This window comes from Altererythrobacter lutimaris (assembly GCF_013371495.1).
GTDB classification, from domain to species: domain Bacteria; phylum Pseudomonadota; class Alphaproteobacteria; order Sphingomonadales; family Sphingomonadaceae; genus Erythrobacter; species Erythrobacter lutimaris_A.
The window spans coordinates 1539938-1564372 of sequence record NZ_JABWTA010000001.1 but is presented as its reverse complement, the minus strand read 5'-3'; the positions used below and the strand labels follow the sequence as shown (position 1 = coordinate 1564372).

Below are 24435 nucleotides of genomic sequence, written 5' to 3'. Positions count from 1 at the left end.
TTTACTAACGTTCGTTTTCACCCTCGGAATGAGTCGCATATGAATTCTTTGAAAGCTCCACTTATCGCCGCAATGGTCGGCGTATCTGCTCTTGGCCTGACTATGGCTCCAGCTTCGCCGGCAGGCGCACAGCAAGCTGCTGAGCCTATTCCCGTCGATGTTTGGTCTCTGCGCAGTGTCGTCAACGCTGTGCAGGTGTCCCCTGACGGCAAGCACGTCCTCGTCCACAAGCTTGAAAGCAAAGAGGGCGAGTATCTGATGGAGATCTACTCTACAGATGACATGACAAAGCCGCTGCGCCGCTTGAATGCGGATCCGATGGAGATCATCCAGGCTCGTTGGGTGAGCGATAACTACATCTTTGGCACTGCATGGGATGTTGTGCGCAAGCGTGTCACGCGCCCTGAAGAAGATATCCGCAGCTACAAGGCGTTTGCTTACAGCCTCGAATCCAACAAATTCGCCGAACTGCCTGGTAATTTTGGCCTCGTAAACACATTACCAAATGAGCCGGACACGATCCTGATCGGTTCTGGCAATGCGATCCCGGATCCCACTGGTGTCGATCCGTTCGCGGCTTTCCGTCCGCGCGCTTATTACCGTTTCAATCTTGAGCGCGGCTCGCGACAGCTCGTGATCAAAGGTAACGAGAAGCACCCGACGATTCAGTTTGATAATGATGGAAATCCACGCATTTCCACGCGCATCAATCCGACTTCGAATGTCCTCGAAGTGTATCACCGTATGCCAGGTGAAAGCTCATGGGGTGATCCGATCCCTGCGCTGGCGATGGACTTCGATGATCAGGCCAATCTTTATCGGGTGTTGAGCGGCATTCACGGCGTTCAAGGCTTCAGTGAAGACAACCCGGCGATGGGCTACGTCATAGAAAACCGCAATGGCGAAGACAAAGCAGCGCTGTGGGAGTTCAATTTCGAGACCAGTGAATGGGGCGAGAAGATCGTTCAGGCCGAAGAAGGCGACATCATGGGCATCATTACCCATACCGTCCCAGGCAATGAAAAGCTGGTCGGCGCGATGTATCCGGGCGCACGCTATGAGGTGGCATGGCTCGACGAAGAGCATGCCGCGCTTCATGCAGCGTTCCTCCAGCAGATTCCCTACGCACACCAGGTGTCGATTACGAGCAGGTCGCGTGACGGGAATACGATGATCGTACGCAATGTCGGTCCGCGTGATCCAGGGTCATTCTGGCTAGTGAAGGATGGCCGCATGGCAAAGCTCGGCAGCCGTAATCCTCTGCTCAACCCAGAGCAGCTGCCTGATGTCGAGTACATTCGCTACACGGCTCGTGATGGCCTCGAGATTCCTGCTTATATCGTGAAACCAAAGGGCGAAGGCCCATTCCCGCTGGTTGTTCAGCATAATGGCGGCCCTCATGTGAACAACGTGGTGCTGTTTGACGACTGGAGCATGATGCTTGCCAATGCCGGTTACATGGTTCTGCGTCCGCAGAACCGTATTTCGACCGGTTGGGGTCAGAAGCACTTCGATGCCGGTTATGGTGAGCACGGGCTCGCTATGCAGGACGACAAGGATGATGGTGTGAAGTACCTCATCGATCAGGGCCTCGTCGATCCGGATCGCGTTGCCTTCTTCGGCTGGTCCTATGGTGGCTATGCTGCACTCGTAGCGGCAGCACGCGAGGATAATCTGTATCAGTGCACCATTGCAGGTGCGGCTGTGGCAGACGCGGAAAAGCAGTATAAGGGCCGTCGCGATCCCAATGCGCCAAAGGCTCTGGACGAATGGTCTCAGCGTCGCGGCATGATCGGTATCAACCCGATCAATGAAGTCGACAAGGTGAACATCCCTGTATTGATGATCCACCCTGACGATGACCGCCGCGTGATGTATTATCACTATGAGGACTACAAGAAGGCGTTTGAGAAGGCTGGGAAAGAAGGCCAGTTCGTGACCATCGAAGGCGCGGACCACTTCTCCAACACCCACATGTTCACCCACAAACAGCAAGTGAACACCAAGATCCTCGACTATCTGAAGAACGATTGCGGGCCAGGCGGCCTCTAATCTGACCTCAGCTCGAGTCGGATAAGGGAAGGGCCTGGTCGAAAGACCGGGCCTTTTCTTTGTCTGGCATCAGGAGAGAGGTGGCAGGCATGCGGCGTCGCACAATTTCACACACAGAGACTATCGTCGGCTCCATAGTGCTTGCGCGATAGACGTTGCAATCAAGCCATCGATCAAGCGCTGAGGAGTCTGGCTGTGGTAGCTGACGGATGAGACAAGCCCGTTGGGGCAGATCGAAAGGCGGTAGTCGCGCGAGAAGCAGTCTATGTGCCAGCGCTTGTGTGCAGAGCTTTGCGTCACATCGCGCTACGAATAAATGCGCTGCAAGCCGACTTCATCCGGCAGGGCACTCGGTGTCGCTTGGGCTTGCGGCCTGTCGTGCAAACATGTGGGAGGGCATGGCTTTCATCGGTTACACCCGGACGGGAAGGGGTCGGCGCATCCGAAGTAGCGGCCAGCTCCCATTTGGCTCTTTGAGTGTATCTGTTCGCGGCACAAAAAAAGGGGCGGTCCGAAGACCGCCCCTCTCTTTTCTCAATACTGGCTACAAATCAGAGCTTGAAGCGAGTGTTGAAGAAGAACGTACGACCAACGAAGTCGTAGCCGCTCGAGCTCAGCGCGTTCTGACGCTGTGGCACGATTGAACGGTCAACGATCGGTGGTTCGTTGTCCCACAGGTTACGAACACCGAGCGAGAACTCGACACGGTCGTCGTAAGTGTAAGCTACCGACAAGCTCTGGTAGATTTCAGAACCGATGTTCTGACCAAAGTTCGTCGAAGTTGCACGCGTACCTGTGACCGGATCGATCACGAAGAACGGGTTGGTGTTCAGCGGCAGTTCGTTCTCGAAATCCTGGCTGCCGATGTAACGGACTTGCGTCAGGATCTGGAAGTCACCGAAGCCGAGACCTGCGGTCATCTGACCCTTCCATTTCGGGAAGGAGAACGGAAGACCAGCAGCGTCGATACCGAAGGTACCTTCGAGCTCATCGATCGGATCGTCATCAAACACCTGCGTTTCACGCTCAAGGAGATACGAAGCTGCTACGTTGATGAAGAAGTCCGCATCTGGACCACCGAACAGTTCTTCAAGGTTCGCACTGAAGCGAGTGTTGAAGTCGATGCCCTTTGCAGAGTCCTGACCAATGTTCACGAAGCCAGCTGTAACATTCTGGATCAAACGTGTTGGCTCGGAGGCCGTCGCGTCACGTGTGATGAAGTCACAGAACGGGCTTGTCAGACCAGGGAAATCCAAGTCTGAGAAGCAACGATTGATGATCGTTTCTGCACCCAGGTTACGCACTGAGTTCTCGATGCTGATGTCATAATAGCTGACAGCAAACTCGATATCGAATGCGCTGCTGATCGGAGGTGCAACCGAGAGGGTTGCGGTCCAAGACGTAGATGTCTCAGGCTCGAGATCAGCATTACCGCCGGTTGACGTCGGGATCGTGGTGATACCCGCAGTACCCAGCAGAGTTGTGTCTGGCTGGCCATCAAGACCAAGGAAGCCAGGATCACCTGCTGCAACACCGTTCACGTCCAGTTCGTCGGTGAACACAACGCCCGAAGCGATACAGTTGTTGATCGTGTTGATCGTGCTTGGATCCGAGAAGTCTGTGGTGGTCGCGAAGTTGGCGTTGATGCACGGATCGAGTCCGCCACCGATACCACCGCCCTGCGATGCCAGGAACTGCTCACGCAGGTTCGGAGCACGATAGGACGTACCGTAAGAACCTGAGATCTGCACCCAGTCAACCGGACGCCACAGACCACGAATACGGTAGGTTTCTTCACCACCGAAGTTCGACTCGTCCGTGTAACGAACAGCACCATCGATCTGGAGCGTTTCGAAGAACGGCTTGTCGAGAAGCAGCGGGATCTGGATTTCCGCATACACTTCGTCGAGGTTACGGCTACCGCGTGTCTCACCTTCAGCAACAGGGTTTTCGGAAGCGTTACTGCCGTCCACACCAAGGAAGCTGTTCTGTGAGTCGATTTCATCGTCACGGTGTTCATAACCAAGAGCGATCTTGACTTCGCCACCCGTTGGGATGTCGAAAAGGCCGCCGCTTACGAATGCCGAGTAGATGGTCTGCTCGATAACCGTGCGGTTTGTACGGTTACCCAGGAGGTAATCGCGCTGCGCCTGGTTTTCGAATTCACCTTCACCGGTCGGGCCGCCAACATAGAACGAGTCAGCGAACCAGTTGATCAGCGGACATTCGGTCAGCGAGAAGAAGCCGCCTTCACCGATACGGTCGATCGGGCCACAGCCAACTTCGCCATTGGTGTCAACATAGACACCCTGCGTAGCAGCGATGAGACGCTCTTCGTTAAGAACCAGCTGCGAAACGAAGCCGGTACCCTTGTCGTATGACCAGTTCACGTCGAAGTTCCAGCCACGATCTTCGAAGAAGTCGCCTGGAATGTCGCCGCGAACACCACCAACGAAGCGGATCTGTTGCACATTGACGTCGAATTCCTGCGGAATGTCGTCAAGCGTGATGATCGGTGCAACGTTGAAGTCGAACGGATTCAGCGGGTTGTCGACGAGGTTGCCTGTGAAGGTACCTGTGTCGGCATCCAGTTCCTGAACCAGTGCAGGGATGTCCGGGAAGATCTGCTCGTTAACCGAACGGATGAACTGCTCACGCTCGAAGTAGTAGCCTTCGAAGTAAGCCTGAATGTTCGCTTCCGGAATGAGGTCATACGAACCAAGCGTTACGAAAGAGAAACGCTTCAGAGGCTGAACCAGGTCAGCTTCGTTGTTGTCATCGGAGTCCGTGTAGAACGGGAACCAGATGAAGTTCGTACCGTCGCCGAAGTCACGAGCGTTTGCTGGCAGTGCCGGCAGGTTGTTGAAGCTCGAGAAGTTCGGAACGCCCGTGTCGCTCAGACCCGGGGTGTAGAAGAAGAAGATATCTCCACCCGGGGTGTTTGCGCCGAGGTCCAGCAGCGAGTTGTCAAAGTTACCGTCGATGAAGATCTCGTAGATCGTGCCATCTTCGCCGATTTCGATCGAACGCGCACCACCTGCGGTGAAGTCACGCTGGCCGATACGAATACGGTCACGGTTGTAGAATTCTACACCCGCCATCAGCCGAGCGCGATCAGTGGCAACGCCGAAGGTTGCACCGAAAGTTTCGATGCTGCCGCCGCCGTTTTCAGGACGCTGGATACCACCGGAAAGCTCGATGCCTTCGTAGTCGTCCTTGAGAACAACGTTGACCACACCGGAAACAGCGTCAGCACCGTAAATGGCTGATGCACCTTCCGTGATCACGTCGATACGCTCGATCAGACCCAGCGGAAGCAGGCTGATGTCAGGCTGCGAAGGAGCACCACGTGCACCTGCAGAACCCAGACGACGACCGTTGACCATGATGAGGGTACGCTCAACACCAAGACCACGAAGGTCGATGTTTGACGAACCGGTACCACCCGTTGGCGGTGCTTCGGTTGCGTTTGAGTTACCCGAGCTGGTGTTCAGCGTCGCGTCGATCTGCGCACCGTTTACAACTGGAGCCTGCTGAAGCAGTTCAGTTGCAGAGCTGACCCCGACCTTGATCGCTTGTTCAGCGTCCAGGATCTGAATCGGTGATGGGCTGTTGAACGTATCCTGACGGATACGCGAGCCGGTGACCACGATCGAAGTGTCCGTGTCACCGGTCGACGAAGCGATGGAAACATCTTCCTCGTCTTCGGCTTGATCAGCCCCCGCATCCTGAGCGAAAGCGGGCATTGCAATGCACGCTGCACTCACGAATAGCGACGACTTTATCATTTTCGTCTTTAAACGCATGTATTTGGCTCCAGTCCTGTCCAAAAGACATTATTTTGAGAGTTTAGGAAACGACCCCCAAACTGCGGCGTGCTTCGCCCGAGACCGGTTCAAATTCAATGAAAATGCCCTGAATTCCCCTACAATCTCTGCCGTTGTGGCTATGTTGCAACACGCCTGTCACACTTGAATTACAAGCTGGAATCGAGTGACTTGCACCTGTGCTTGAAAAGGCGCTAGGTCCGGTGTCGAGCGCGGCACTGCGCGAATTGAACTACCATCGGGATCACTATCGTTATGACACTGATTGAATCGCTTGCAATTCTTGCCCTTATGCAGAGCGGGAGCGCTGTAGATGACATGAAAGAGGCCGACGTCGTCAGCGACGTCAAGCAGTGTCAGTCAATCAGTGATCCGATGGAGCGCCTCGCGTGTTTTGATCGCGCGACGAAGGTCCTCGAAGAAGCGACTGAAAGCCGCGAAGTTATCGTCATCGAGAAAAAAGAGATCGAAGAGACAAAGCGTCGTCGTTTTGGCCTTTCGCTGCCTGATCTGGGCATTTTTGGCGGAGATGACGATGATACGAATGTCGTCAAGGAAGTGACCACTACGGTCAGCAAAGCCAAGGAGTTCGGCTACAAGCAGTGGCAGCTGGAACTCGCGGACGGGACGGTCTGGCACACGACTGAACCTGAAAACCGTTTGCGTCCTCGCTCAGGCGATAGCGTCCTTATCAAGCGCGCTGCACTGGGTAGCTTCCTTGCGTCGATCGATGATGATCCCTTCGTCCGGATCAAGCGCGTAAAGTAATCTGAGGGGCAGGCGAGACCGTCTCATTCCTAGGCGGCACACCGCACAATCCCAGTTGACGCAAACGTAAACCACTCCTACTCCGGTGGCGAATTGCAACCGAGGAGAGTTTGCCCCCATGACTACTGCCTATATCGTTGACGCCGTCCGCACTGCAGGCGGACGCAGGGGAGGGCGGCTCGCTGGTGTTCACCCCGTCGATCTGCTCGCAAAATCGCTTGATGCGGTGGTGGAGCGCAGCGGCATTGATCCTGCGGCAATCGACGATGTTGTGACAGGTTGTGTCACGCAGGCGGGCGAGCAGGCTATGCAGGTAGGCCGCATGGGCGTGCTTGCTTCCAAGCTTCTGCCGCAATCAACGCCTGCCGTTTCGATTGACCGCCAGTGCGGTTCTTCGCAGCAAGCCATTCAGTTCGCAGCACAAGCCGTGATGAGCGGCACGCAAGATGCTGTCATCGCGAGCGGCGTTGAAAGCATGAGCCGCGTGCCGATGGGCTCGAATGCGACCTTCCACATGAAGGAGGGTCTAGGACACTACATGTCGCCCGACATCCAGGCGAAATATCCCGGCGTTCAGTTCAGCCAGTTCATGGGCGCAGAGATGCTCGTGAAGAAGCACGGCTTTTCGAAAGACGAGCTCGACCAGTTCGCGCTCTCCAGCCATGAGAAAGCGATCGCAGCGACTCAATCTGGCGCATTTGAAAGCGAGATTGTGCCGGTTGCTGTCGAAACGCCCGAAGGCGAAGACATGCACACCGTCGACGAAGGCATTCGCTTCGACGCGACGCTCGAAGGGATTGCTGGCGTCAAACTGATCAATCCCGAAGGTGCGCTGACAGCGGCGTCGGCGAGCCAGATTTGCGACGGCTCCTCAGCTGTGCTGGTGGTGAATGAGGAGACGCTGAAGCGCCACAATCTGACGCCCAAGGCACGCATCCATAATCTGACGGTCACCGCTGGCGATCCCGTGATCATGCTGGAAGAGCCGCTCTTCGCGACTGACCGCGCACTGAAGCGTGCTGGCATGAAGATCGACGACATCGATCTGTTCGAAGTGAATGAAGCGTTCGCATCCGTGCCGCTCGCCTGGCTTAAGCATACTGGTGCGGATCCCGAACGGCTGAACGTTCATGGCGGCGCGATTGCGCTCGGCCATCCTTTGGGCGCATCGGGTACGAAATTGATGGCAACGCTGGTTCATGCGTTGCACACTCACGGCAAGAAATACGGGCTTCAAACGATGTGTGAAGGCGGCGGCGTTGCCAACGTCACCATTATCGAGGCTGTTTAAGCGACTCAATTCTGAGAGGACATTTGAAATGGAAGTAAGTGCAAATACCCCTGCAGTTGTTACTGGCGGCGCATCGGGTCTCGGTGAAGCAACAGCGCGTGCGCTCGCAGCGAAGGGCGCAAAGGTCGCGATCTTCGATATGAATGAAGAAAAGGGCGAAGCGGTTGCAGCCGACATTGGCGGCGTGTTCTGCAAGGTCAACGTGACGAGCGATGAAGACGTTGATGCAGGCTTTGCGAAGGCCCGTGAAGCGCACGGACAAGAGCGCATCCTCGTTAATTGCGCAGGCATCGGCAATGCGATCAAGACCGCCAGCCGTGACAAACAGACCGGCGAAATCAAGCACTTCCCGATTTCAGCTTTCGACTTCGTGATCCAGGTGAACCTGATCGGCACGTTCCGCTGCATCGCCAAGTCAGCAGCAGGCATGATGAGCCTTGATCCGCTGACCGACGAAGGCGATCGCGGCGCAATTGTGAACACCGCTTCGGTTGCGGCTGAAGATGGCCAAATGGGCCAGGCGGCATACTCTGCCTCCAAGGGCGGCGTTGTCGGCATGACCCTGCCCATCGCGCGCGATCTGATGCGCGAGGGCATCCGCGTAAACACGATCCTGCCGGGCATCTTCAACACGCCGCTGATGAATGCAGCGCCGCCGCAGGTGAAGGAAGCGCTTGCAGCGAGCGTTCCGTTCCCCAAGCGTCTCGGCTATCCGGAAGAGTATGCGAACCTTGCAATGTGCATGATCGAAACCGGCTACTTCAACGGTGAAGACGTGCGGCTTGACGGTGCGATCCGAATGGCTCCGCGTTAAGCAACGCGTTTACCTCAGATGTTTAAGTCGCCGTCCGTGCTTTACTGCGCGGGCGGCGATTTGCTTTTAAGGTTCGTTGCTAAGGTGTGGAACTGGGGAGGAAAGCGGATATTGCCCCAACTTGACTTGCTCGCGCCTGCGCCCGACGTTTGCTTGAGCCGTAATGCGGAAGAAGCACGTGGGAAATATGATTAGAATCCGGAAAGTCGTGACAAAAGTAGCGGCTATAGTGGGGTTTATGGCTGCGCCTTTATCGGAGGCGACAGCAGCTACGAAGGATGATGAAGCCATTATTGCGGCGACTGGCACGATCGTGGACGCCTATCACGAGCTCGGCTGGTTCGAAGGGACGGTCGTGGTGGCCAAGGCAGGACAGCCAATCTATCGGACTGCGGTCGGGCTGGCCGACCGGGAAACCGCCTCTCCCAACACGCTTGCCACCAAGTATAACCTTGGTTCGATCATGAAGAACTACACGGCTGTGCTCGTCCTCCAGCAGGCCGAGCGCGGGGTGATCGGACTCGATGACAACCTCGATAGCTTCGACCTGGGATTTCCGTCCGAGACGGCACGTAAGATCACGGTGCGCCACCTGCTCAACCATCGCTCGGGGCTCTCGAACACTTTCCCATCCGCATACCGTGAGGACCCGCTGGTCTTCCGGACGATCGACGACAAGCTCGCACTCCTCATCGACGCGCCGCTCATGTTTGAGCCCGGGGCGGAACGCCGCTACTCCAATTACGGGTATATCGTTCTCGGCGCGATCTTGGAGAAGGCCACGGGAAGACCGTTCGCCGATCTTCTGCAAGAGAACATCTTCGACCGCCTAGGGGTGGAAAACTCGATCTATCCGTATCGTGAGGACGCGGTTGACCAGTCGCTTCGTTACTCGTTCAACTATGACGGGGAGAAGCTGTTCGTGGGCGTGACGGAACATCACAGTCCGGATGGCGGGATCGAAGCGACAGCCACGGATGTCCTGACTTTCTATCGCGCACTTTTCTACGGGGACGAACTGCTCTCGTCCCAAAGCTCTACCCTTCGCGAATATTTTCCGGTCGACGGCGAAAAGTGGGTGGCATTTGGTGGCGGAGCCGGGGTCAGCACCGCCGTGGAGCTTGACCTTGAGAACGATTACCAGATCGTTGTCCTGTCGAACACGGACGGCCTCGTTGCCGAGGAAATATCAGGCAGGATCTATTCCTATATCCAAAGCGGGAGCTATGGCCCGATCATGCTGCCTCCGGTCGTTTTCACCTGGAACGAATATAGTGATCTTGGCGCCGAGGATTTCGCGTCCGAGTTCCCGGCGCGATACGAGGCTGCCGACTATAGCCAGTTCATCGGACGCCCGCTGAATGATCTTGGTATGTCCTTGGTGAGCGACGCTAAGTGGGATGACGCTTTCAATATCTTCGGGACGCTTCGCGAGTTGTTTCCGAATGCTCCCCAGGTGCATGACAGTCTCGCCTTCGCCCATTATCGAGCAGGTGACATCGAAAAAGCCCGCGAGACATTCGCGACGGCGCTCGAGCTCCAGCCTGGATTTGCGAGCGATTATTCATCGGACAATTACGGCCATAGCATTCAATAGCCAGTATCGTCCGCGATCGCGTCGATAGCCGACACCCTCCCGCTTTCCTACCTCGCCTTGACAGCGCTACCCAACCGCGCATGAAACCAACCGCGATCCTTTCATTTTCCCCTGCAATTTGCAGGCGTTTGCGCCCGGGCATTTTATTGTCCCTAGGACTGTGTAACATGCGTATCCAACATATACGCAAGGCACTGAAAACAAACGGAGAGGGTCTTTGACCAACTATACCCAAATTCTCGTCGAAAAGGCAGACGGGATCGCCACCATCACGCTCAATCGTCCGGAGAAGATGAACGCCTACACGCGGCACATGCAGGGCGAGATTTGCGATGCGATGGATGACATCGATGCCGATGACAGCGTGCGCGCGGTGATCTTCACAGGTGCAGGTGATCGCGCCTTCTGCGCTGGCGCAGACCTGACGCCGGAAGGCGGAGGCCATGTCTTCTCCGACCCGACCGAAGTCGAGGACTTGTCCGATCCGACGGTTCGCGATGGCGGCGGCAAGCTGACCTTGCGACTGTTCCAGTCGAGCAAGCCTTTGATCTCCGCCTGCAACGGTGTCGCGGTTGGCGTCGGCGCGACGATGCAGCTTGCGATGGACATCAGGCTCGCGAGCGAGAATGCGCGCTATGGCTTCGTGTTCGCGCGGCGCGGGATCGTGCCGGAAGCCGCCTCGAGCTGGTTCCTGCCCAAGATCGTCGGGATCAGTCAGGCCTTGGAATGGTGCTATTCCGGCCGTGTCTTCGATGCCGAGGAAGCGAAAGCCGGCGGGCTGGTGCGCTCGATCCACCCTCAGGCTGAGCTAATGGACGCAGCGCTTGGGCTAGCGCGAGAGATTGCGGACAACACCTCTGCCGTTTCGGTTGCGATGACGCGCGCGATGATGTGGCGCCTGTCCAATACCGAACATCCGATGATGGCGCACCGGGTTGACAGTAAAGCGATTTACAAGCTCTCGCGCGGCAAGGATGCGAAGGAAGGTATTGCGAGCTTCCTCGAAAAGCGCGAGCCAGCCTATCCGGGCAAAGTGAGCGAGGATATGCCCGACTTCTACCCTTGGTGGGAAGAGCCGGAATATCGCTGACTAGCAGGGTTACGATGCGGGCTTGAGGCCAAGGCGCTTGCCAAGGCACATGGTTACGTGTGAAACGAGTTCGCAATGAGCGATCCGAACACCAGCCAGAGCCAGCTCGCAGATTTTCTGCCGTACCAGCTTTCGATCACGTCGAACGCTGTCAGCAGCGTCATCGCTTCACGTTATCGCGCGCGGTTTGGCCTGAAAGTGCCGGAATGGCGCGTGATGGCGGTGCTGGGCGATTCAGGCGCGGCGACGCAGCGGCATCTGACGGAAGCAACGCTGATGGACAAAGTCGCGGTCAATCGCGCGTGCAAAGTGCTGGAAGAGCGCGGACTGATCGCGCGTCAGCCCAATATGCGCGACGGACGCTCGCACCTGCTCGATCTGACCGGAGAGGGCAGGGCGGTGCATGCCGAAGTCATGCCGCTCGCTCGCGAGAGCGAAAGCGAGATCTTTGCAAGTCTTGACGAGGCTCAGCAGGAACAGCTGCGCGCCTTGCTGGAACAGGTTTTTCAGCACGCAAAAAGCATCCGGCCCGCCTCCTCGTAAAGAGGAAGCGAGCCGGCTTTTGCTTTCCTACTTCTCAGCAGGGCAGCTAGCGCTGTCTTACCGTCCCGGAGGACCGTCGCCAGCGAAAGCGTCTGCGATCGAACAGGCCGCCGGGCCAAGGATCACAATGAACAGCACCGGCAAGATGAACATGATCAGCGGAACCGTCATGATCGCAGGCAGACGTGCTGCCTTCTCTTCTGCGCGCATCATACGTTCGTTACGGAATTCAGCCGACAGAACGCGTAAGGCGCTTGCGAGCGGCGTACCGTAGCGTTCGGTCTGGACCATAGTGGTCACAACGCCGCGAACTGCTTCCAGGTCAACGCGATAGGCAAGGTTGTCGAAGGCCTGCTTACGTTCGTTGAGGAAGGACAGCTCAATCGCGGTGAGAGCAAACTCGTCGCCCAGTTCCGGATAAGCGCGGCCCAGTTCCTTAGCGACGCGGTTGAATGCAGCGTCAATCGTAAGACCGGCTTCCGCACAGATGACCAGCAGGTCGAGCGCGTCAGGCAGACCCTTGCGGATCTCGTTAGTACGCTTGGACGCTTTGTTCTGCAGGAAGATTTCAGGGCCTTTATAGCCGAAATAGAGCAGTGCACCCATCGCGCCGACGCGCTTCATACCGCCCCAATCGGGGAAGTAATCGATAATGTAGATGACGGTCACGCCAATCACACCGAGCACGATCGGCATGATCATGCGCGCAAGGATCACGATCGGTGCGAGATCCTTGTTACGGATACCGGCATAAGCAAGCTTCTGCTGGATGTCCTTGATCTGGCTGTCCTGCAGCACTTTCATGCTGCCGAGCGTGTCTTTCACCTTGTCCGCAGTCTCGTTCTTGCGGACGAGGCTTGTGCGTTTCTTGGCGCTCTGCGTGATGATGCCAGCTTTGAGCTCTTCGCGGCGGTCGTTCAGCGATTTGACGCGCTTCGCCATCGGGTCCTTGATCGTGACCGCGTTATAGATCGCGAAAAGGACAGCCATCGCTGCGATCCCTGCAAGGATCGAACCGACGAGGATGACGTCAAAGCCGAGGAGCGTTGGTCCGGGCGGGTTCATATCTGTTCTCTCTTTCCCTCGCTCAGATCTCGAAGTTGACCATCTTGGCCATGATAAAGCCGCCGATTGCCATCCAGACCATTCCACCAAGCCCCGCCACAATCAGGCGGTCATCGGTGAAGAAGCCGTTGAGATATTTGGGGTTTACCCACCACACCATGATGAACACGACGAAGGGCAATGAACCAACAATGTAAGCCGATGCTTTTGATTCAGAGCTCATCGCCTTGATCTTCAGCTTCATCTGCGCGCGCTTGCGCAGCACGTCGGCAAGGTTCGACAGAGTTTCTGCCAGGTTACCACCGGTCTCGCGCTGAATGGCGAGCGTGATACAGAAGAAGTTGAATTCTGGAATGCCCAGGCGGTCAGCCGTTTCCTGAAGGGAGTCCTCCATAGTGCGGCCGATCTTGATGCGCTCGACCACGCCTTTGAATTCCTCGCCAACCGGACCAGGCACTTCTTGTGCCACCACAGCGAGCGTTTCCGTCACAGGCAGACCGGAGCGCAGACCGCGCACCAGAAGCTCGATCCCGTCAGGGAATTTGGTGTTGAACTCGTTGGTACGCTTCTTGATGAAGTAGCCCACAACCAAGTGCGGGAAGCCCGCGCCAACAACAGCGCCAACGCCTAGCGAAAGGAGCAGAGCGCCGCTGCGCAGATAAACGACCACTGCGACTGCAAGAGCCAGGCCCAGCGACGCATAGAAATACTGCTGTAGCGTCCAGCCCTTGCCGGTACGATCCAGGCGCATTTCCAACGCTTCTACACGCGAGCCAGAGCCTGCGACTTTGTGCGTCTTTGGCTTACGAGCTGCGATGGCTTTCTTGAGCTGCGACTCAACCTTGGTGTCTGTGCTTTCGGAGTGGCGATAGCGCACAGCTTGCAGTCGGCGCTGGCTTGCTTTTGCAGATGAGCCTGCAAATGCCACCATGTAGCCGCCAACAAGCACCGCCATTACGATGCCGACTATCAGCACGAGCTGGAGCGTAGTCATGCGCGTGTCCCGCCTTTCCTAATTCTTCTTCGCCTGTGGTGCGAGCGGCCACGGTCAGACCGCAATCCGCTCGCGACCAAAGGTGTTATTCGACAACTTCGCCAGCAGGCTCAGACTTGTCTTTCTTCGCCAGCAGCGACTTGAGATCGAACCCGCCAAGCAGCGATTTCTTCTCTTCGCTGAGCGAAGCCAGATCGTCTTCGCTCGCACCCAAGATGCGTTCCGCGATCTGCTTGACGACTGCCGTTGCTTTGCTCGAACGGTTCGCTTCCACGAAAACCTGACCCAGTTTGGCTGCGTTGGCAGCGGCCTTGGCGTCATAGGGAATCGAGAAGTCGATCTTGCGTTCGATCGAAGCTTCGAAGTCAGCCTTGCTGATTTCTGCCACACCGGACTGAACCTTGTTGGCGATGATCATCGGATGCGCATGCGCAGCGTTGGTCTTCAGCCAGCTGAGGATACGGATGGTGTCGCGAGCGGAAGCCAGCGTCATTTCCGTGGTCAGCAGGACCAGGTTCACATCGGCCAGAACATGCGGGAAGTTGATCAGCATGTTACGCGGCAGATCGACCAGCGTCATTTCGAAAGCCTGACGGAATTCTTCCTCTAGCTGAACGAAAGCAGCGCCATCGGTCATCAGCGGCTGGTTGATCGGTGCTTCCGCCGACAGGATCGACAGATTGTCATTGGCACGGATCATGGCGCGTTCGATAAACAGACCGTCGATGCGGCTCGGGTTATCGATAGCGTCAGTCAGACCGCGGCCCGGCTCAAGGTCAAGCGCGAGAGCGCCAGTGCCGAAATGCACGTCGAGATCGAGCAACGCCGTTGGCAGCTGGTGCGTGTCGCTGAAGAGCCATGCAAGCGAAGTCGTCAGCATAGAAGCGCCAACGCCGCCACGTGTACCGACAACTGCGGTTGAAATGTGACGCTTGACCGCTTCACCGTCTGCTGTCTTCGGAGCAGAGAATGCAGCCTGTGCCTGGTTCAGAGCATCGCGAACCTGACCAGCTGAAAGTGGTTTCAGCAGGTAGTCGTGAATGCCGCTCGCAAGCAAGTCGCGATACAGACGCACGTCGTTCACCTGACCGATTGCAATCACAACCGTGCCGGGCTCACACACTTCTGCCAGTGCATTGATGTCATTGAGCGGATCGCCGCTTTCAGACAAGTCAACCAGCAGAATGTTAGGGCTTGCGCTGACAGAGAGCGACTGGATCGCATTGCGAAGGCCACCCTTGTTGCACTTCTCAGGCTGCCAGCCGAGCTCGATCACTACGGGACGCAGCACGTCGAGCGCATTGTCGTCGCAAATGTAAGCCGCAAAAGCGTCGCGATTGCCAGGCATGCCGGATTTCCATGGAGCGTTCATGACTTATTCTCCTCCTTGACCGCCGGTTACGTCACCACCGTTGCCGGATGGTGCGCGCTCGCGGAAGCTGTCGATCGCTTTGGTTGAGCTCATGATTACAGTTTCGCCAGTGCCCTTCTGACCTTCGATCAGGTCTTCTGGGTTAGCGACCATCGCAGCCATGTTGCTGTTGATGGCGCAGCCGTAACCAGGATGCGTTGCGTTGGTGTAGTTCATATCAGACTGAGCTGACCAATCGGGGCAACCAGGCACCGATGCTGTCGAACGGGTCAGTACCACGCGGACATTACCAGGCTGCATTGCGCCTGCCGTAACAGGTGCTGTATCCGATATGAGGATGCCATAGCGTCCTGCGATATCGCTCACAGCGTCACGGGTTGCCTGGCTCGCCATCGGATCATCGATGGAGACACGGTCACCGTAGCTGAGGTCCATGGCTTCAAACCAACCGTTCAAGCGCTGCTGTTCGGAAACAGTCAGTCCGTCACGGTTTGCAGACAGATCCAGTGTGTAGCTGGTGCGTTCAACCACCGGCTGCTTCGTGGAATACAGGCTCTTATTGGTCGGCATGCCGCCGCAAGCACTCAGTGCGAGACCGAGCGAGACAGCGATGGCGCCGGCCAGTTTGCGATTATTTGCAATAGGCATTGTTCTCACCTTCCTCGACTTAGAGACTAAAACCAGGAGCCGCGCCTTCTGCACGACGGTCCTTTTTGCGCGACTTTTTCTTCGCCTGACGCGGGTCATTGTTCTGGCCCGGGACGATTGCCGCTGGATCGATGCTGCCGATCGTTGGATCAGGCGCATCCTTGTCGACCGCTTCAGGGCTCGGACGTTCCTGTCCGGAAACACCGTCATTCTCACGGAAACCAAGGAATTGCTGCGCTTCATCCGCGGCGTTAAAGCCATCTGTCGGAAGCTTGATGTCGCGGGCGTTCACCGGCTCAACCAGATATGGTGTCACAACGATCACCAGCTCGGTTTCACCTCTACGGAAAGAACGCGAACGGAACAGGTTGCCGAGGATCGGCACATCGCCAAGACCAGGAGCCTTATCGATGCTGTTTTGAGCATTGTTGCTCATCAGGCCTGCGATCATGAAGCTCTGGCCTGAACCCAGCTCGACAGTCGTTTCCGCGCGGCGGATCGTCAGCGACGGGATCTGGAAGCCGTTGATCACGACAGCGCCCTGCGTTGAAAGCTCTGACACTTCCGGACGAACGCGGATCGAGATCCGGCCGTTCGACAGAACTGTCGGAGTATAACTGAGGCTAACGCCGAAGTTACGATATTCGATCGCGGTTGTGCCCAGACCTTGAGAGATCGGGATCGGGAATTCACCGCCAGCAAGGAAGTCAGCAGTCTCACCTGACAGTGCGGTCAGGTTTGGTGCGGAAAGCGTAGTGACGAGGCCAAGACGCTCGGACAGGTCAAAGGCTGCGCCAACATCGAGGCCGAACAGACGTCCAGCAGCCTGGACGGCAGTCTGTGCAGGGCTCGACGTAAAGTCGTAGGTCGTGCCACCGGTTACAAACTCGCCAGTTGACGGATCAAACGGCAGCGAGATCGAGCCAGCCGGCAGGCCGAACTGTGCAGACGCGTCAAGGATCGGAAGGCCAGCTGTACCGGCACCGCCAATGACAGGGCCGTTACCGCGCTGAACGCCGAACAGGAAACCGCCAGAGCTGTCACGCGTCGAGAGGTTCGAGCCGATCTCGCGAACGAGCGTGCGGCTGACTTCTGCGAAACGCACCTGCAGGTTGACCTGCAGCGGCGTTGCCATCTTCAAGCGGCTAATGACGTTGGTATCTTGGCCAAGGAAAGCCGATACCAGGCGCTCTGCTTCAGCGGCATCTTCAGGTGCTGCAACAGTGCCTGTCAGAAGAACAGTGTTAGAGCCCATAGTGGACACGGCAACCTGTGCTTCCGGCATAGCGAGTGCGAGCATCTGATCGACGCTGTCGATATTGTTGCCTACGCGGATGTTGGCAGACCAGATCACATCGCCGCGTGCGTTGCTGGCATAGATAGTGGTCTGACCACCAGCCTTGCCGAACACATAAAGCTGACGCTGTGATTTGACTTGCACATCGGCAACTGCATCGTTTGCGATAAAGACGTCTGCCATCGACCCCGGCACAGTGACGAGCTCGCCACGACCGATTGAGATAACAATGTCTTGTGCTGGCGCACTGACCGACTGCGCGTTGGCAATCGTTGTCGGTGCCATTGCAAGCGGCGCGGTTGCGATGCTTGCAAGCAGCAATTTGGCTGTCAGGCGGCGTTTCATCATATTGCCCCTTTTGAAAGTCCCTTGAACCTTGGTCTGTTTCAACATGTCGGCCCCCATCAACGGATCACGGTTGCGCCAGCCACAGGCACAGTGCGTGCTCCGCGGCTCATGGCATTGGCTTGAGTGCCAGTGAGGTTGCCGACTGCATTCTTCACAGGCACGGCAGTGGTGTTGTTACCGCGAGAGACGCGAACCTGAGGACCGGCATTGTACATGCCAGCTGCCGCAGGTGCGCCTGGCGCACCACCTGCCGGAGCACCACGTGCTGGCGGCATAGAGCTGCGTTGGAAGCGCGATACGTCGCCACCGGTTGAGAAGGTCGCACCTTTGTCGATCGGCTGGTTCATCGCAGTGCGGATCAGCGTTTCCTCTTCTTCAGGCGTCGCGTCCTCAGGGATTACAACGTCACCAGAAGCGATAGCGCGTTCGAGTTCTGCTTCATTGTCAGCGATCGAGCGCAGGACCAGGCTGAGCGTGCCGATGGTCTGAGCAACAGCGATCTTCTCAGCGATCTTTGGCGTCACTTCGAGAGTAACTGTCTTGAAGGCGCGAACAACGGTCTTGCCTTCGACAGTCTGCTGTTCCGTCATCTGGTCGGTTGCGAGGACGCGAAGATTGCGAAGAACTGTTTCAGTTGCTTTCAACGCTTGGCCGTCAGCACCTTGAACCGTTTGCGTCAGCATCATGTCCACGCGGTCACCCGGGAAGACAAAGCCTGCAACGCCGGTCATGGCTGAAACTGGAACAGTGATCGCACGCATGCCTGGAGTCAGAGCTGCTGCGAGAAAGCCGCGGTCACCTGGGCTAACAAGTGAACCTTGAGTAACAGGTTCACCGGCTGTGACAGGGTGACGAACCACTGTACCAAGTAGCTGGTTCACATCCGCTTCGCCATCAAGGAAGTATGCATCCTGCATCAACTCTTCCGGCCACTGCTGGAAACCCAGCGCGTCAGCGGTGATGATTGTACCTGTAGGCAATGCACGCTGTGCAATCAGCACCTTAGGTCCCGTCGGGACAGCTTGCTGTGCCTCTGCTTCAGGTGCTGCTGCACCTGCAAACATGCTCCGAGCTGCGAGCGCAGTGCCGATCGCGACGACCAGCGCACCAAGCAGCAGTACCAGCTTCTTCTTATCCATGGCTTTGTAGCCCCCTTGCTCAGCCCAATTCAGTTGTTACGGGCGGGTATGGTTGAAGTGCCTAATCCCATACTGGTTAAAATCAGGTTCACTGCAGCCCAGATGCTTGTGCGGCACCGGGCAGATAGTGAGTGGCGAGTACCCACAGGCCGCCGGTCGAGATGGCGACACCATAGGGAATGGCGATTCGGTCGCGCTGGCGACGCAGGACGTGCCAGGCTCCCATGACGATGGTCAGCACGCCGCCCGCAAGCGCCATGATGACCAGCAGTTGAAGGAATGGGACCGGCGCGATCCACAGTGCGAGCGCGGTCAGGAGTTTGACGTCGCCGCCGCCCATCATGCGCAATGCGAACAGGCCTGCGAAAACCCCAAAGGCGCCAAGCGCTATCGCCAACTGCAATGCAACGTCAGGCCAGAGCGCATAGCCGCTCGCCCACCAATGCAGCGGCGCGCCTGCTGCAATAGTAAGGTTAAGCCAATTGGCGATGCGACGGTGACGAAGATCGGTAAACGCAGCGACCAGCAGGGCAATTGCCAAGCCTACAAGCAGTCCGTAGTGGATGTATTCGGTTAGCATTATTGCCCCCAGGGTCCCCTTGAGGAGCGTTGCTACAGAACATGGCTTACCAAATAGTAACCAAGCGAGGAGCGTTACGATTAGCGACGAGTTGCAAGCAGGATTGCCGCAATTGCCAGACATCGATCGGCGCTCGATCCCACCGCATGCGGTTGAGAGCACCTGGTCGGCTGAGGACGGTCATGAGCTGCGCCGGATTGACTGGCCCGGTGCCGAGATTGACGGCGCTCCTGCGGGCAGCCGCGGCTCGATACTCTTCTTTCCGGGGCGCGGAGATCACTACGAGAAATATCTCGAAACTCTGGAACAATGGCACCGTGCCGGATGGCGTGTGACGGCCGCTGATTGGCGCGGGCAGGCTGGGTCAGGCCGTTTGGGCAACGACCCGGTTACCGGCCATATCGATGACTTTAGCGTCTGGGTCGATGATCTAGAGGCGTTCTGGGCTGACTGGAAATCGGAGACGTGCGGCCCGCATGTACTTGCTGGACATTCCATGGGCGGACATCTGTCGCTGCGGGGCGTAGTCGACGGCGCGGTCGATCCTGACGCGCTTGTGCTCGTTGCACCAATGCTCGGATTTGTCGGAAGGATACCTGCGGCAATCGGGCATGGCGCCGCCCGACTCATGAACAGTCTGGGGGATTCGGCGAGGCCTGCTTGGAAGTGGAGCGAAAAGCCGGGCGAAGTCCCTGCCAGCCGCCAGAAGCTGCTGACGCATGATGATGCGCGTTATGCCGACGAGCTTTGGTGGCGCGAGCAGAGACCTGAGCTTGTCATGGGGCCAGGCAGTTGGGGCTGGGTCGAACGCGCTTATGCTTCGATGCGAGGGTTGTTCGAAATCGATCGGCTGGAGAAAGTCGAAACACCGGTCTTGTTGCTTGGAACGAGTGCGGATCTGCTCGTTGGGATACATGCCATCGAAGAAGCGGCGAGGCGCTTGCCCAATGCGCAACTGACTCGTTTCGGCGAAGAGGCTGCCCATGAGATCCTGCGCGAAGTTGATCCGGTGCGGGATCGGGCGATGTCCAGTATCGCTGCATTTCTCGATCGAGTGGCACCGCCTCAATAAGCAAAACCATGCCAAACAAATTTGATATTGCGATTATTGGCGCAGGCATGGCTGGTGCAAGTCTGGCGGCAGAACTGGCGGAGCATGGTGCGCGCAATATCGTTTTGCTCGAAGCGGAAAGCCATCCGGGTTTCCATTCAACCGGACGTTCCGCTGCATTCTGGGAGGAGTGCTATGGCGGTCCGGAGATTGTCCCGCTCACTTTGGCCTCAGGATCCTATTTGCGCGATGGCGGATTCTTGACCCCACGCGGTGCGCTCTATCTGGCACGCGAGGAAGATGAGCCGAAGATCGCGGCGCATTTTGAGCGGTTCGGCAATAGCGGTGCACAGTTTGAGCGCATTGATCGGACGCAACTCGTGGAGAAATTGCATGGCCTGAGATCGCATTGGGATCGCGCGATCTGGCAGTCGCGCTGTGCGGACATCGATGTGGCTGGCCTTCACCAGCACTATCTCGGTATCGCCAAGCGGCAAGGCGTCACCTTGCAGTGCCATGCTCGCGTCGCCCATCTGAATAAGACCGATGCATGGCAGATTGGCCTGGCGAATGGCGAGACTCTCACAGCTGACCGGATCGTCAATGCGGCAGGGGCTTGGGCTGATCAGATTGCGCAATTGGCGGGTGCTCAGCCGCTCGGAATTCAACCTCTGCGGCGCACCGTCGTACAACTGCGCATAGATCCGGCTCCGCGCGCTGACATGCCGCTGTGCTTGGACATCTCGGGGGACTTTTACTTCAAGCCGGAGAACGGCAGGCTATGGCTGAGCCCGCATGACGAAACACCAAGCGATGCACTCGATGCAGCGCCCGAAGAAATCGATGTGGCCATCGCGATCGACCGCTTGGAGAGTGTGGCATACTGGAACGTCGAAGCCGTCGAACGAAAATGGGCTGGGCTGCGCAGCTTCGCTCCTGATCGTAAACCGGTCTATGGCTACGACCCAAAGCTTTCTGAATTCTTCTGGTTTGCAGGCCAAGGCGGGTACGGCATTCAAACAGCGCCAGCTGCTGCAAGGCTTGGAGCACAACTCTTCCTTCAGCGTCCGGCTGACGCAATGACAGCGGCAATCGAGCCAGCGAACTATGCTGCAGCACGATTTCTCTAGTTTTTCGTACGCTTGCTCTAGATTATTCTCAAAATCGCCTTAGGGTGCGTCCGGAGTTTCAAAACCAATTGGAGGACTGCCATGGCTCACCGCTTCGAAATCCGGAAGAACAAGAAAGGCGAATTCGTCTCTTACTTCATCTACAATTCTGAAACGATCTTCTGGACTGAAGGCTATAAGAGCAAAGCCAGCGCAAAGAATGCGATCGAGTCGATTCTGAAGAACGGTCCGAAAGCAGAGGTCGTCGACAACTACTAAGCTTGTCCGATCCGAGATTGAGCGAGCGGCTCGCAAGGCTTAGAGGCTTTGCGGGCCGTTTGTGTTTTCGGCTCAAATTTCTTCTGTGTCATCCGGTTCGCGGGCAATGGCTTCAGCCGCATCGCTCGCGAGCTTGTCCACGCGCTCATTCTCTTCATGGCCGTTATGGCCTTTGACCCAATGCCAGTTTATTTCATGGCGGGCGGAAACTTCGATCAGGTCATGCCAGAGATCGGCATTGCGTACCGGTTTCTTGCTGGCATTTTTCCAGCCACGTCTTTGCCAACCTTCGACCCATTTGGTGATGCCGTCGATGACGTACTTGCTGTCGGAGTACAGTTCGACCTGACAAGGCTCGATCAATGCACCAAGCCCGCGGATTACGGCTGTCATTTCCATGCGGTTATTGGTTGTATCGCGCTCGCCGCCCGAGAGCTCTTTTTCGTGGGGGCCAAGCCTTAGCAAAGCGCCCCAGCCACCCGGGCCAGGATTGCCTTTGCAAGCGCCATCGGTGAACAATTCAACGCGTTTCATTCGCTCGGCTCTGCCAGCTCAAGGCTCGCGTGCAAAGACCCTAGTTCCCGCTTCAACGTAGAAGTCCAAGCGGTTGACGAAATCCATAGGGTCTTTTCGCGCGACGAGCGCATCATCAGGCGCGTTGAGCCAGTCTTCGGCGCGGCTTGCGATGAACCGCATGCAAGCTCCGCGCGCGAGTATGGGCAAGGCTTTTCGCTCTTTTTCGCTCAAACCGCGGACGGACTGGTATCCCGCTAAAAGGCTCTCGCTGATATCAGGCCGAAACATCTGCCCTTCGCGCTCAAAGCACCAAGCTGCATGAGTGACGGCGAGATCGTAAGCGAAAAAATCGCTCGCTGCGAAATAGAAGTCGATGAGGCCGGAGACCTCGTCGCCTAGCATGAGCACATTGTCGGGAAAGAGGTCGCAATGGACCACTCCATTTGGAAGTCCGATCGGCCAATTGCCGACGAAAGATTGCATCTGCGTCTGGATCAGCTCCGGTAATCGAGGGTCGATGCTCGCAAGGCCGTCCATTCCGCACTTGTCGAAAGTTTCTCCCCAGCCGACCAGGCCGAGGTCGTTCCACCGCGTTTCCGGGAAATCGGCGACGGCGAGGTGGTTTTTGGCCAAGGCTGCTCCCACTGAACGCGCTTGAGCGGGTGTTGGATGGTCCACGGAAACACCAGGCAGATATTCGATCAGCGCAACTGCTTTCCCATCAATCAGCCGGGATGCTGCGCTATTATTGTCATGAATTGTTCGCGGAACCGGACAGCCTTTGTCAGCGAGGTGATCGAGCAAAGACAAGAAGAAGGGCAGGTCCCGCAATTCAATGCGGCGCTCATACATGGTCAGGATAAAGCGCGTACCGGGTTCATTGCCGCCTGTCGTCTCGATCAGCCAGTTAGAATTGGAGACGCCTTCAGCGATCCCCTTGGCAGAAACCAGTTCGCCGACATCATAATGCGCAATCAGCTTTGCCAGCTCTTCAGCGCCAAGATGTGTGTAGACCGCCACGCCGTGATACTCTGCGCGTGCTTACTCGACCAATTGCCGAGGCAGCTTGAAGACCATCTTTTCTTCCGCAGCCATGATGGTCTTTTCCTCCACGCTGCGCCACTCCGACAGCTTGCGGACGACCTCTCGCACAAGCAGCTCAGGTGCTGATGCGCCTGCCGTGAGGCCGACCGTCTCTACGTCTGCAAGCCATGCAGGATCTATCTCGCTCGCGCGCTGAATCAGCTTGGCGGGGGTTCCGCAGCGCTCAGAAACCTCAACAAGCCGCAGTGAATTGGAGGAATTTGGCGCGCCGATGACGAGCACCAGATCTGCATCCGGAGCGATTTGCTTCACAGCTGCCTGCCGGTTCGAAGTCGCATAACAGATGTCTTCGGCCTTTGGCCCGACGATCTGCGGGAAGCGTTCTTCCAGCGCGGCAATGATTTCAGCCGTATCGTCAACAGACAGCGTTGTTTGCGTAAGATAGGAAAGGTCATCCTCGGTCGAGAAATGGAGCTTGGCCACGTCCTCAACAGTTTCCACCAGAGTCATCTGGCCATCATCAACCTGGCCCATTGTTCCGATCACTTCCGGGTGACCTTCATGACCAACGAAGATGATGTGTTGCCCTTTTTCGATCTGACGTTCCGCCTGGCGATGGACTTTGCTCACCAGCGGACAGGTTGCATCGACATAAAGCAGCTTGCGCCGCTCTGCCTCTGCAGGCACTGATTTAGGAACGCCATGAGCGCTGAAAACGACAGGCGCATCGTCAGGCACTTCGTCCAGCTCTTCGACGAACACGGCACCCTGCGCCTTGAGCGATTCGACCACGTATTTGTTGTGCACGATCTCATGGCGAACATAGACCGGAGCGCCGTATCGCTCGATTGCTCGTTCCACGATCTCGATGGCACGGTCGACACCGGCACAAAAGCCGCGGGGAGCCGCGATTAGGAGCTTGAGTTCAGGGCGATCTTGCTCGGTGGCAGAGATGTCCCCCGATTTGGAGGTGTGCAATGGGGCGTTCATGCGACTGCCTCTAGCGCTTTG

General features: G+C 57.0%; 21 protein-coding genes. 10 read left to right on the top strand and 11 right to left on the bottom strand.

All coding sequences use genetic code 11. The features are described from left to right. Window positions 1-39 precede the first annotated feature (39 nt). Window positions 40-2052: an alpha/beta hydrolase family protein gene (locus HUO12_RS07590; RefSeq protein ID WP_176273001.1), complete on the top strand. Its 2013-nt coding sequence runs from the start codon at window positions 40-42 to the stop codon at window positions 2050-2052. Between the two features lie 551 nt (window positions 2053-2603). On the opposite strand, the gene HUO12_RS07585 is transcribed toward HUO12_RS07590, so the two are convergent. Beyond that, window positions 2604-5798, bottom strand: coding sequence for a TonB-dependent receptor (locus tag HUO12_RS07585; RefSeq protein WP_176273000.1), 3195 nt, complete (start codon window positions 5796-5798; stop codon window positions 2604-2606). A gap of 399 nt (window positions 5799-6197) precedes the next feature. On the opposite strand from HUO12_RS07585, the gene HUO12_RS07580 reads away from it, so the two are divergent. The 6 genes from HUO12_RS07580 to HUO12_RS07555 all read left to right on the top strand — a co-directional run bounded on the left by HUO12_RS07580 (window position 6198) and on the right by HUO12_RS07555 (window position 11982). Then, window positions 6198-6647, top strand: a complete 450-nt coding sequence (locus HUO12_RS07580) for a hypothetical protein (protein ID WP_176272999.1) — start codon at window positions 6198-6200, stop codon at window positions 6645-6647. A gap of 118 nt (window positions 6648-6765) precedes the next feature. Beyond that, a complete protein-coding gene (locus HUO12_RS07575) occupies window positions 6766-7938 on the top strand; it encodes an acetyl-CoA C-acetyltransferase (protein ID WP_176272998.1) in 1173 nt (390 codons plus the stop codon). 28 nt (window positions 7939-7966) lie between these two features. Next, window positions 7967-8752 (top strand): SDR family NAD(P)-dependent oxidoreductase, encoded by a 786-nt coding sequence (locus HUO12_RS07570; protein WP_176272997.1) that lies wholly within the window; start codon window positions 7967-7969, stop codon window positions 8750-8752. A 238-nt stretch (window positions 8753-8990) separates the two neighbouring features. Further along, on the top strand, window positions 8991-10349 hold the full coding sequence (locus tag HUO12_RS07565) for a serine hydrolase domain-containing protein (protein WP_176272996.1): 1359 nt from the start codon (window positions 8991-8993) through the stop codon (window positions 10347-10349). A gap of 217 nt (window positions 10350-10566) precedes the next feature. Continuing rightward, window positions 10567-11439, top strand: a complete 873-nt coding sequence (locus HUO12_RS07560; protein WP_176272995.1) for a crotonase/enoyl-CoA hydratase family protein — start codon at window positions 10567-10569, stop codon at window positions 11437-11439. 75 nt (window positions 11440-11514) lie between these two features. Continuing rightward, window positions 11515-11982 (top strand): MarR family winged helix-turn-helix transcriptional regulator, encoded by a 468-nt coding sequence (locus tag HUO12_RS07555; protein WP_176272994.1) that lies wholly within the window; start codon window positions 11515-11517, stop codon window positions 11980-11982. 57 nt (window positions 11983-12039) lie between these two features. On the opposite strand, the gene HUO12_RS07550 is transcribed toward HUO12_RS07555, so the two are convergent. The 7 genes from HUO12_RS07550 to HUO12_RS07520 form a co-directional block, all read right to left on the bottom strand. After that, window positions 12040-13047 (bottom strand): type II secretion system F family protein, encoded by a 1008-nt coding sequence (locus HUO12_RS07550; RefSeq protein WP_176272993.1) that lies wholly within the window; start codon window positions 13045-13047, stop codon window positions 12040-12042. A 22-nt stretch (window positions 13048-13069) separates the two neighbouring features. After that, a complete protein-coding gene (locus tag HUO12_RS07545; protein ID WP_176272992.1) occupies window positions 13070-14041 on the bottom strand; it encodes a type II secretion system F family protein in 972 nt (323 codons plus the stop codon). Window positions 14042-14126: 85 nt separating this feature from the next. After that, window positions 14127-15413 carry a pilus assembly protein CpaE gene (locus HUO12_RS07540; protein ID WP_176272991.1) on the bottom strand — a complete coding sequence of 429 codons (1287 nt, stop codon included), beginning with the start codon at window positions 15411-15413 and terminating at the stop codon, window positions 14127-14129. Window positions 15414-15416: 3 nt separating this feature from the next. Continuing rightward, window positions 15417-16061, bottom strand: a complete 645-nt coding sequence (locus HUO12_RS07535) for a CpaD family pilus assembly protein (protein WP_176272990.1) — start codon at window positions 16059-16061, stop codon at window positions 15417-15419. Window positions 16062-16080: 19 nt separating this feature from the next. Next, the gene (locus HUO12_RS07530) at window positions 16081-17703 is read right to left on the bottom strand and encodes a type II and III secretion system protein family protein (protein ID WP_176274345.1); all 1623 of its coding nucleotides are present in this window, start codon (window positions 17701-17703) and stop codon (window positions 16081-16083) included. 59 nt (window positions 17704-17762) lie between these two features. After that, the gene (gene cpaB / locus HUO12_RS07525) at window positions 17763-18845 is read right to left on the bottom strand and encodes a Flp pilus assembly protein CpaB (protein ID WP_176272989.1); all 1083 of its coding nucleotides are present in this window, start codon (window positions 18843-18845) and stop codon (window positions 17763-17765) included. Window positions 18846-18933: 88 nt separating this feature from the next. After that, a complete protein-coding gene (locus HUO12_RS07520) occupies window positions 18934-19425 on the bottom strand; it encodes an A24 family peptidase (RefSeq protein ID WP_176272988.1) in 492 nt (163 codons plus the stop codon). Between the two features lie 112 nt (window positions 19426-19537). On the opposite strand from HUO12_RS07520, the gene HUO12_RS07515 reads away from it, so the two are divergent. The 3 genes from HUO12_RS07515 to HUO12_RS07505 all read left to right on the top strand — a co-directional run bounded on the left by HUO12_RS07515 (window position 19538) and on the right by HUO12_RS07505 (window position 21864). Beyond that, a complete protein-coding gene (locus HUO12_RS07515) occupies window positions 19538-20497 on the top strand; it encodes an alpha/beta fold hydrolase (protein WP_232367337.1) in 960 nt (319 codons plus the stop codon). Between the two features lie 8 nt (window positions 20498-20505). Further along, window positions 20506-21606 (top strand): NAD(P)/FAD-dependent oxidoreductase, encoded by a 1101-nt coding sequence (locus HUO12_RS07510; protein WP_176272986.1) that lies wholly within the window; start codon window positions 20506-20508, stop codon window positions 21604-21606. An 81-nt stretch (window positions 21607-21687) separates the two neighbouring features. Then, on the top strand, window positions 21688-21864 hold the full coding sequence (locus tag HUO12_RS07505) for a YegP family protein (protein WP_176272985.1): 177 nt from the start codon (window positions 21688-21690) through the stop codon (window positions 21862-21864). Between the two features lie 72 nt (window positions 21865-21936). On the opposite strand, the gene rnhA is transcribed toward HUO12_RS07505, so the two are convergent. The 3 genes from rnhA to ispH are packed head-to-tail and all read right to left on the bottom strand — an operon-like array spanning window position 21937 to window position 24414. Beyond that, window positions 21937-22398: a ribonuclease HI gene (gene rnhA, locus HUO12_RS07500; RefSeq protein WP_176272984.1), complete on the bottom strand. Its 462-nt coding sequence runs from the start codon at window positions 22396-22398 to the stop codon at window positions 21937-21939. A gap of 18 nt (window positions 22399-22416) precedes the next feature. Then, complete coding sequence (gene thrB, locus HUO12_RS07495) at window positions 22417-23400, bottom strand: homoserine kinase (RefSeq protein WP_176272983.1); 984 nt, start codon at window positions 23398-23400, stop codon at window positions 22417-22419. 21 nt (window positions 23401-23421) lie between these two features. Beyond that, window positions 23422-24414 carry a 4-hydroxy-3-methylbut-2-enyl diphosphate reductase gene (gene ispH / locus HUO12_RS07490; RefSeq protein WP_176272982.1) on the bottom strand — a complete coding sequence of 331 codons (993 nt, stop codon included), beginning with the start codon at window positions 24412-24414 and terminating at the stop codon, window positions 23422-23424. Window positions 24415-24435: the final 21 nt, after the last annotated feature.